This is a genomic window from uncultured Intestinimonas sp. (assembly GCF_944387725.1).
In the GTDB taxonomy this organism is placed as follows: domain Bacteria; phylum Bacillota; class Clostridia; order Oscillospirales; family Oscillospiraceae; genus Intestinimonas.
This window is the reverse complement of sequence record NZ_CALXGA010000079.1, coordinates 1-8,697: the sequence shown is the minus strand read 5'-3', so window position 1 is coordinate 8,697 and position 8,697 is coordinate 1. Positions and strand designations below refer to the sequence as shown.

At 68.2% G+C, this 8,697-nt stretch carries 8 protein-coding genes and 1 pseudogene; 6 read left to right on the top strand and 3 right to left on the bottom strand.

Annotation, left to right across the window (positions count from 1 at the left end; genetic code table 11):
* The 5 genes and pseudogenes from Q0K09_RS09655 to lepB all read left to right on the top strand — a co-directional run.
* Positions 1-464, top strand: a pseudogene (locus Q0K09_RS09655) (type I glyceraldehyde-3-phosphate dehydrogenase); the annotation flags it as partial.
* A 155-nt stretch (positions 465-619) separates the two neighbouring features.
* A complete protein-coding gene (locus tag Q0K09_RS09650) occupies positions 620-1,399 on the top strand; it encodes a TIGR00282 family metallophosphoesterase (RefSeq protein ID WP_294475727.1) in 780 nt (259 codons plus the stop codon).
* Positions 1,400-1,435: 36 nt separating this feature from the next.
* Positions 1,436-2,533, top strand: a complete 1,098-nt coding sequence (locus Q0K09_RS09645) for a DNA repair exonuclease (RefSeq protein WP_294475725.1) — start codon at positions 1,436-1,438, stop codon at positions 2,531-2,533.
* The gene (locus tag Q0K09_RS09640; RefSeq protein WP_294475723.1) at positions 2,530-4,770 is read left to right on the top strand and encodes an AAA family ATPase; all 2,241 of its coding nucleotides are present in this window, start codon (positions 2,530-2,532) and stop codon (positions 4,768-4,770) included. Before Q0K09_RS09645 ends, Q0K09_RS09640 begins: the two co-directional genes overlap by 4 nt.
* A gap of 74 nt (positions 4,771-4,844) precedes the next feature.
* Complete coding sequence (gene lepB / locus Q0K09_RS09635; protein WP_294475721.1) at positions 4,845-5,459, top strand: signal peptidase I; 615 nt, start codon at positions 4,845-4,847, stop codon at positions 5,457-5,459.
* Positions 5,460-5,504: 45 nt separating this feature from the next.
* Here lepB and Q0K09_RS09630 read toward each other — a convergent pair whose 3' ends face one another.
* From Q0K09_RS09630 to Q0K09_RS09620, 3 genes are read right to left on the bottom strand one after another with little or no spacing between them, the layout of a single operon-like run.
* On the bottom strand, positions 5,505-6,140 hold the full coding sequence (locus Q0K09_RS09630) for an ABC-2 transporter permease (protein WP_294475719.1): 636 nt from the start codon (positions 6,138-6,140) through the stop codon (positions 5,505-5,507).
* A complete protein-coding gene (locus Q0K09_RS09625) occupies positions 6,137-6,997 on the bottom strand; it encodes an ABC transporter ATP-binding protein (protein ID WP_294475717.1) in 861 nt (286 codons plus the stop codon). The genes Q0K09_RS09630 and Q0K09_RS09625 overlap by 4 nt, the downstream gene beginning before the upstream one ends.
* 1 nt (position 6,998) lies before the next feature.
* Positions 6,999-7,373 carry a GntR family transcriptional regulator gene (locus tag Q0K09_RS09620; protein WP_294475716.1) on the bottom strand — a complete coding sequence of 125 codons (375 nt, stop codon included), beginning with the start codon at positions 7,371-7,373 and terminating at the stop codon, positions 6,999-7,001.
* Between the two features lie 242 nt (positions 7,374-7,615).
* Here Q0K09_RS09620 and Q0K09_RS09615 point away from each other — a divergent pair.
* Positions 7,616-8,697: peptide chain release factor 3 (locus tag Q0K09_RS09615; protein ID WP_294475715.1), on the top strand; the 1,082-nt coding region annotated here is incomplete at its 3' end.

The window sequence follows — 8,697 nt, the reverse complement described above, 5'->3', positions numbered from 1 at the left end:
CCCAGAAGACCGTGGACGGCCCCTCCAAGAAGGACTGGCGCGGCGGCCGCGCCGCCAGCGGCAACATCATCCCCTCCAGCACCGGCGCCGCCAAGGCCGTGGGCAAGGTCATCCCCGCCCTCAACGGCAAGCTCACCGGCATGTCCATGCGTGTCCCCACCCTGGACGTCTCCGTGGTGGATCTCACCGTGAACCTGGCCAAGCCCGCCAAGTATGACGAGATCTGCGCCGCCATGAAGAAGGCCTCCGAGGGCGAGCTCAAGGGCGTTCTGGGCTACACCGACGAGGACGTGGTCTCCTCCGACTTCATCGGCGACCCCCGGACCTCCGTCTTCGACGCCAAGGCCGGCATCGCCCTCACAGACACCTTCGTGAAGGTGGTCGCCTGGTACGACAACGAGTGGGGCTACTCCAACAAGGTGGTGGACCTCATCGAGTATATGAGCTCTGTGGACCACAAGTAAATTCCGGCCCATCAAAAGGGCGCTGCCTGACGCAGCGCCCTTTTGCCGTCCCCGGGAGGACCGTGCGGATTCCTCCGCGCAAATCCCTCTCGCTTTTTCCCGAAAAATCGCATATAATATTGCCCTGTGGAATTTATGGAAAAGGAGTCCTGGGTATGATCTTCAATGTGCTGGCCGTGGGCGACGTGGTGGGGGAGCAGGGGCTGGCGTTCCTCCTCGACCACCTGCGCCCCCTGCAAAGGCTCAATAACATCCATTTCACCGTGGTCAACGGGGAAAACGCCTCCGGCCTGGGCGTCCTGCCCCGGCAGGCCAAGGCCATCCACGAGGCCGGGGCCGACGTGATCACCCTGGGCAACCACACCTGGAACCGCATCCAGATCAAGGACCTGCTGGACGACGTGCCCTGGCTCCTGCGGCCGGCCAACTTCAGCAGCCGGGTCCCCGGCCGGGGGCTGGGGGTCTATGAGACCCCGGGCGGGATGCGGGTGGGGGTTTTGAACCTCATCGGCCGGTGTGAGATGGACCCCAACCCGGATAACCCCTTCACCGTGGCTGACCGCTGCCTGCGGAGCCTGGACGTGGACATCCGGCTGGTGGACTTCCACGCCGAGGCCACCAGCGAGAAGGGGGCCATGGGGTATTATCTGGACGGCCGGGTCCAGGCCGTCTGGGGGACCCACACCCACGTCCCCACGGCCGACGGCAGGATTTTGCCCCGGGGCACCGGCTTTCTCACCGACCTGGGCATGACCGGCCCCGCCGACTCGGTGCTGGGGATGCGGAGCCAGCAGGCGGTCAACCGCTTCCTGGGGGGCCTGCCCATGCGCTTCGAGCCCGCCGGTGGCCCCCGGAAGCTGGAGAGCGCCGTCTTCTCCATCGACACCGGCACGGGCCGCTGCCTGTCCGTGACCCGGGTGGACATCGGGGAGTGACCTCCCCCCACGCAAACCCATGAAAGGAGCTGCCTCATGCTGCACATTCTCCACGCGGCGGACCTCCACCTGGACGCCCCCTTCACCGGCCTGCCCCCGGACCGGGCCCGGCAGCGCCGGGAGGAGCTCCGGGACCTGCCCGGCCGCCTGGCCGCCCTTGCCCGGGACCGGGGGGCCGACCTGGTCCTCCTGGCCGGAGACCTCTTCGACAGCGGCGACACCTACGCCGAGACCACCCGGGCCCTGGCCCGGGCCCTTGGCCAGACCGGCTGTCCCGTCTGCATCGCCCCCGGCAACCACGACTTCTACGCCGCCCGGTCCCCCTACCGGGTCCTCTCCTGGCCGGAGAACGTACATCTCTTTTCCCAGGCCGCCCTGGAGCCCCTGGAGCTGCCGGACCTGAACTGCACCGTATGGGGGGCGGCCTTTACCGCCCCGGCCCGGGAGGACTCCCCCCTCGCCGGCTTCGCCGCCCCGGCGGACGGCCGGGTCCACCTGGGGGTCCTCCACGGGGAGGTGGACGGCCGGGGCCGCTACGGCCCCCTCCCCCGGGAGGAGATCGCCGCCTCGGGCCTTGCCTATCTGGCCCTGGGCCACGTCCACACCTGCTCCGGTCTCCAGCGGGCGGGAGAGACCGCCTGGGCCTACCCCGGCTGTCCCGAGGGCCGGGGCTTCGACGAGCTGGAGGAAAAGGGCTGCCTCTGGGTCACCGTGGACGCCGGCGGGGTGGAGGCCGAGTTTGTCCCCCTGGCCCGCCGCCGCTACCGGGTGGTGGAGGTGGACCTCTCCGGCGGCGAGACCCCGGAGGCCGCCCTGGCCGCCGCCCTCCCCGCCGGCGCCGGGGCGGACATCCTCCGCTTCGTCCTCACCGGGGAGAGCGGCCTGGAGGGGGTGGACCTGCCCCCCCTGGAGGCCTTGGCCCAAAGCTGCTGCTGGAGCGCCCAGGTCCGGGACCGCACCCGGGTCCGCCGGGACCTGTGGGAGCGGGCGGAGGAGGACACCCTGACGGGCCTCTTCCTCCGAAACATGAGAGCGCGCATCTCCGCCGCCGGGGCGGAGGAGCGGGAGGGGCTGGAGCTGGCCGTCCGCTTCGGCCTGGCGGCTCTGGAGCACGGGGAGGACTGCCGCCCATGAAGATCAAACGCATGACCGCCACCTTCGGCCGGCTGGAGGGGGCCGTCCTGGAGCTCCGGGAGGGACTCAACATCCTCCAGGCCCCCAACGAGGGGGGAAAGTCCACCTGGTGCGCCTTCCTCCGGGCCATGCTCTACGGCATCCCCACCCGGGAGCGGGACACCAAGACCACCTTGGCCGAAAAGAACCGCTACGCCCCCTGGTCCGGCTCCCCCATGGCGGGGGAGATGCTGCTGACCTGGCGGGGCCGGGACATCCTCCTCCGGCGGTTTGCCAGGGGAGCCTCTCCCTTCGGAGGCTTCGAGGCGGTGGACGCCGCCACCGGGGAGCCCATCCCCGGCCTCACCGGGGAGAACTGCGGCGAAACCCTGCTGGGGGTGGGCCGGGAGGTCTTCCAGCGCAGCGCCTTTGTGGGCCAGTCCGGCCTTCCGGTGGACGCCGACCCGGAGCTGGAGCGGCGCATCGCCGCCCTGGTCTCCTCCGGGGAGGAGGGGGTGTCCTTCTCCGAGGCGGAGCAGACCCTGAAGGGCTGGCTCAACCGCCGGAAGCACAACAAGACCGGCCTCATTCCCAAGCTGGAGGGGGAGCTGGGAGAGGTGGAGCGCCAGTGCGCCGCCGCCCTCCAGAACCAGCGGCTCCTCCAGGAGTCGGAGGTCCAGGCCGGGGCCCTGGAGGCCCGAAGGACCGAGCTGGAGGCTGAGCAGGCCGCCCAGCGGGCCCGGCAGGACTGGGTGCGCCTGGACCAGTACCGGTCCGCCGCCCAGGACCTGGAGGAGGCCCAGAGCCAGCTCTCCGCCCTGGAGCGGGAGGCCGGTCCCCTGCCGGACAAGGAGGCCCTGGGAGAGGCTCAGGGGGATCTGGCCTATTTCAACGCCCTCTCCGCCGGCCTCAAGGAGGCCCGGGGCCGGCAGGAGGCGGCGCAGGCCGCCTTGGAGGCGGCGCAGGCCGAAGCAGAAGATCCCCGCTTCTCCGGCCTGGACCCGGAGGAGGCCTGGGACAAGGCCAGCCGGGACGCCGACCGGGTCCGGGCGCTGGCGGGGCGCACCGGAAGGGGCCTTCCGGCGGCGGGCGTCCTCCTTCTGCTGGCCGCCGGGGCGTTGGGCGCCGGGGCGGGGCTTCTCCGGCAGCCCCTGCTTCTGGCAGCTGCCGCTGTGGCGGCGGCCGCCGGCGCGGCCCTCCTTCTGACGGCCCGCCGGCAGGCGGCGGCACGGCGGGCGGAGGGCCGGCGGCTCCTCGCCCGCTACGGCGTGGAGGACCCAGATGGCATCCTGGAACAGGCCCGCGCCTACCGGGAGAAGCGGCTGGCGGCGGAGGAGGCCCGCCGGACCGCCCAGGCGGCGGAGGAGGCCCGCCGGGACCTGACCGCCCAGCGGGAGGCCCTGCTGCAAAAGCTGCTGGCCTTCGTCCACGGCTTCGCCCCGGCGGCTACCGACCTCTTCGGGGTCTCCACCGCCCTGTCCCGGGCCCTCACCCTGGGCGAGCGCCTGGCCGCCGCCCGGGTGAAGGTCCAGGGGGCCCGGAAGCTCCTGGACACCCTGCCGGAGCCCACGCCGGAGAACAACGTCATCCTCCGGCAGGCACAGGGCGGAAAGGCCCCCGCCCCGCCGCCCCCCATGACCCACACCCCCCAGCAGACCGCCGCCGCCCTCTCGGCGGTGACCGGGGAGCTCCAGCGGGTCCGGGAGGCCCTCTCCCACGCCAGGGGCCAGCGCACAGCCCTGGGGGACCCGGAGGAGCTGGGGGGCCGGCGGGAGGCCCTGTCCCAGGACCTGGAGGCCCGGCGGCAGGAGTATCAGGCCCTGACCCTGGCCCTGGAGGCCCTGGAGGAGGCCAACGGCCAGCTCCGGGCCCGGTTCTCTCCCGCCCTGAACCAGCGGGCGGGGGCGATCTTCTCCGCCCTCACCGGGGGGAAGTACCAGGAGGTGACCCTCACCCGGGAGCTGGAGGCCTCCGCCAGGGAGGCCGGGGACATCCGGCCCCGGCGGGCCCTGACCCTGTCCCGGGGCACGGTGGACCAGCTCTATCTGGCGGTGCGGCTGGCGGTGTGCCAGCTGGCCCTCCCCGGGGAGGACCCCGCCCCCCTGGTGCTGGACGACGCTCTGAGCGACTTTGACGACAGCCGGATGGCCCTGGCCCTGAACTGCCTGCGGGACCTCTCCCGGGAGCGGCAGGTCCTCCTCTTCACCTGCCACAGCCGGGAACAGCGCTGGATGGAGCAGGCCGGGGGGGCGCAATGACCGGGCCCGGCCTTGCTTTTTCCTCCAAACTGGGATATAATAACGCTACTTTTTCAATTGGGAGTTGATCGCCCTTGTCAGAGGAACGGAATTACAACCCGGCGGAGGAGCCAGAGGCGGAAGCCGCCCTCTCCGGCGCCGACGCCGTGAAGGTGGACCTCTACTTCTGGCTTCAGGCCCTGGTGATGGCCTTGGTGGGGCTCATCCTGGTCTTCACCTTTGTGGGGCGGGTCATCGGGGTGGATGGGGAGTCCATGATGCCCACCCTCCACGACCGGGACATGCTTCTGCTCCAGTCCATCGGCTATGAGCCGGCCCAGGGGGACGTGGTGGTGCTGAGCACCAAGTCCTTCCGGGAGGGCGCCCCCATCGTCAAGCGCATCATCGCCGTGGGGGGCCAGACGGTGGATATTGACTACAGCGCCAACACCGTCTATGTGGATGGGGTGGCCCTGGACGAGCCCTATATCCTGGAGGTCATGCGGGCCCTCCCCGAGAGCTTCGCCACCCATGTGCAGGTCCCCGAGGGCTCCGTCTTCGTCATGGGGGACAACCGCAACAACTCCACCGACAGCCGCTCCCCGGAGCTGGGGGTGGTGGACGAGCGGTGCGTCCTGGGCAAGGCCCTCTTCATCCTCCTCCCCTTCCAGGACGCCGGGGCCATCGAGTCCATCTCCCGGCCCAGATAACAAAAAAATTCCCTTCGGACAGGTTCCGAAGGGAATTTTTTGCCGTCACAGGTCCTTTTTCAGGAAGATCCCCAGGGCGACAAAGTAGGAGGGGATCAGGGCCAGCAGGCCCACAGCCGGCAGCGCCGCCAGGGGAAACTCTAACTGACTGAGGGAAAGGCCCATCTCCCTAAGGGCGGTGAGTCCGCCGAAAATGAGGCCCGCCCCCAGACCCAAGGCCAGAAGCAGATAGAGCCGCCCCTTTTGGGAGCCGAACTTGAAGAGGAGGGGGAGAAGGACGGCGTTCATCAGGCAGCCGTAGGCGGCGGGTATGAGGCCGCTGAGGAGAAGGTCCATCCGCTCCTGGGCCTGGGCGCCGGAGGCCAGGCCCGCCGCCAGGTGGAGAAGGATGGAAAAGACCATGGAGCCCACACAGACCAGAGTGGTGAAGAGGTATCGGGCCATCACCACGCCCCGCCGCCCTCCGGGCAGGGCGGCGGCGTACTTGTCCCACCGGGCCTGCTCGTCATAGGCAAAAAGGTTCACCGGGATCATGATGCACATCACCGACACATAGGCCACGAAAAAAGAGCTGTCGTAGATCCCCGCAAAGGTGAGCATGGCAAAGACCAGCGCCACCAGCACATAGCTTTTGAACATACTGACCGAGAGATAGAAGTCCTTTCGCACCAGACCCGTCATTTCCCGTCCCCCCTGACCGTAAATACCATAATCTCCTCCAGGCTCACCGGGTCCACCGTGAGCCCCGGACAGCGCCGCTGGAAGGCCCGGCGGTCCTTCACCAGGGCCTCGCAGCCGAACTGATTCACCCGGGTCCCCAGCAGCAGGGCCGGGTCTATTTTCTGGAGGTCGGCCCTGGAACAGACCAGCCGCCCGTAGGTCTCCAGCAGCTCGTCCTTGGCCCCCTGGAGGGCCACCCGCCCCCGGTGGAGGTAGGTCACATAGTCGGCGGCCTTCTCCAAATCGCTGGTGATGTGGCTGGAGATCAACACGGCGTGGTCCTCGTCCTGGATAAAGGCCAGGAACTCGTCCAGCAGCTCGTCCCGGACCACCGGGTCCAGGCCGGAGGTGGCCTCGTCCAGAATCAGCAGCCTGGGGTGGTGGGAGAGGGCGGTGGCGATGGAGAGCTTCTGCTTCATGCCCCGGGAGAACTCCTTGATCTTCTTGTCCCGGGGGAGCCGGAAGCGCTCCACATAGGCGTCGAAGCGGGCGCTGTCCCAGTCCCGGTAGACCCCCGAGAGGACGCGCCCCACCTGGGGGACCTTCAGGGGGTCGTGGAAGCTCGCCTCGTCCAGCACCACCCCGATGTCCTCCTTATAGGAGGGGTCGTCCCCCAGGATCTCCCGTCCGAAGATTCGGATGGAGCCCCCGTTCCGGCGGATGAGGCCCAGAATGGCCTTGATGGTGGTGGACTTCCCCGCCCCGTTCTCCCCGATGAGCCCCAGAATGGAGCCGCCGGGGAGGGTCAGGTCCACGTCCCTGAGCTGAAAATCGCCGTAGTCCTTGCAAAGGCCCCTGACTTCAATGGCGTTTGTCATATCACTCGTCTCCATACAAAATGTTCAGCGCACCGGTCATCTCCGCCAGAGTGATGCCGCCCCCCTTGGCGATGTTTACCGCCTGTGAGAGGCGCTCCTCCATCCGCCGGAGGCAGTCCTCCCGGACCAGCTCCAAATTCCTGGCCGCCACAAAGCAGCCCTTGCCCGGAACGGTGGTGAGGAAGCCCTCCCGCTCCAGCTCCTCGTAGGCCCGCTTGGTGGTGATGACCGAAATGCGCAGCTCCTTGGCCAGCAGCCGCATGGAGGGAAGGGCCTCCCCCTCGCGCAGCTCCCCCCGCAGAATGAGGCCCTTCACCTGCTGGGTGATCTGCTCGTAAATGGGCGTGCCGGCGCTGTTGCTGATGATGATGTCCAATGACTCCACCTCGAGATGTCGTACTGTATATATCCAGCATATACAGTATAGACACACTACCCCCCACTTGTCAAGGGGTTTTTGGAATTTCTTTCGCTGCCCGAGCCGTCCCGCCGGGAAGGGGACCGCCGTGGAAATCTTTCCAGGCCGCCTTGCAATTTCCTGCGGGATTGTGATAAAATGAAAAAACTTGCGGGTCAGAACCCGCGGATTCAGTCCTGAGAAATGAGGAGGCCGTCCCCTTGTCCAAATACGAAGCTGAGATTTCCCGCCGGCGCACCTTTGCCATCATCAGCCACCCAGACGCCGGCAAGACCACCCTCACCGAAAAGTTTCTGCTCTACGGCGGGGCCATCGCCCAGGCCGGCGTGGTCAAGGGCAAGAAGAACGCCCGGGCCGCCACCTCCGACTGGATGGAGATCGAAAAGCAGCGGGGCATCTCGGTGACCTCCTCGGTGATGCAGTTCCAGTATGAGGGCTTCTGCATCAACATCCTGGACACCCCGGGCCACCAGGATTTCTCTGAGGACACCTACCGCACCCTCATGGCCGCCGACTCGGCCGTCATGGTCATCGACGCCGCCAAGGGCGTGGAGGCCCAGACCCGGAAGCTTTTCAAGGTCTGCGCCCAGCGGGACATCCCCATCTTCACCTTCATCAATAAGATGGACCGGGAGGCCCGGGACCCCTTTGAGCTCTGCGAGGAGCTGGAGAAGGAGCTAGGCATCGAGACCTACCCGGTGAACTGGCCCATCGGCTGCGGGAAGGACTTCCAGGGGGTCTACGACCGGGGCTCGAAGAAGATCATCCACTTCACCAGCAGCGGCGGGTCCAAGGCCGCCACCGCCGCCGAGGTGGAGCTGGGGGACCCCAACCTGGACGGCCTCATCGGGCCGGGCCTCCACCGGCAGCTCACCGACGAGATCGAGCTCCTGGACGGCGCCGCCGCCGGGTTTGACTTGGACCGGGTCCGCCACGGGAAGCTCTCCCCGGTCTTCTTCGGCTCCGCCCTCACCAACTTCGGGGTAGAGCCCTTCCTGGAGCACTTCCTCCGCATGACCACGCCCCCCCTGCCCCGGCGGGCCGGGGATCTGGTCGTCGACTCCCTGGACGACGACTTTTCCGGCTTTGTCTTCAAGATTCAGGCCAACATGAACAAGGCCCACCGGGACCGCATCGCCTTCCTCCGCATCGTCTCCGGGAAGTTCGAGGCCGACAAGGAGGTCTACCACGTCCAGGGGGGCAAAAAGCTCCGCCTCTCCCGGCCCCAGCAGCTCATGGCCGCCGAGCGGGAGATCATCGAGGAGGCCTACGCCGGGGACAT

Coding starts and splice junctions, on each gene's coding strand:
- Q0K09_RS09650 (WP_294475727.1), top strand. CDS start 620: ATGATCTTCAATGTGCTGGCCGTGGGCGACGTGGTGGGGGAGCAGGGG.
- Q0K09_RS09645 (WP_294475725.1), top strand. CDS start 1,436: ATGCTGCACATTCTCCACGCGGCGGACCTCCACCTGGACGCCCCCTTC.
- Q0K09_RS09640 (WP_294475723.1), top strand. CDS start 2,530: ATGAAGATCAAACGCATGACCGCCACCTTCGGCCGGCTGGAGGGGGCC.
- Q0K09_RS09630 (WP_294475719.1), bottom strand. CDS start 6,140: ATGACGGGTCTGGTGCGAAAGGACTTCTATCTCTCGGTCAGTATGTTC.
- Q0K09_RS09625 (WP_294475717.1), bottom strand. CDS start 6,997: ATGACAAACGCCATTGAAGTCAGGGGCCTTTGCAAGGACTACGGCGAT.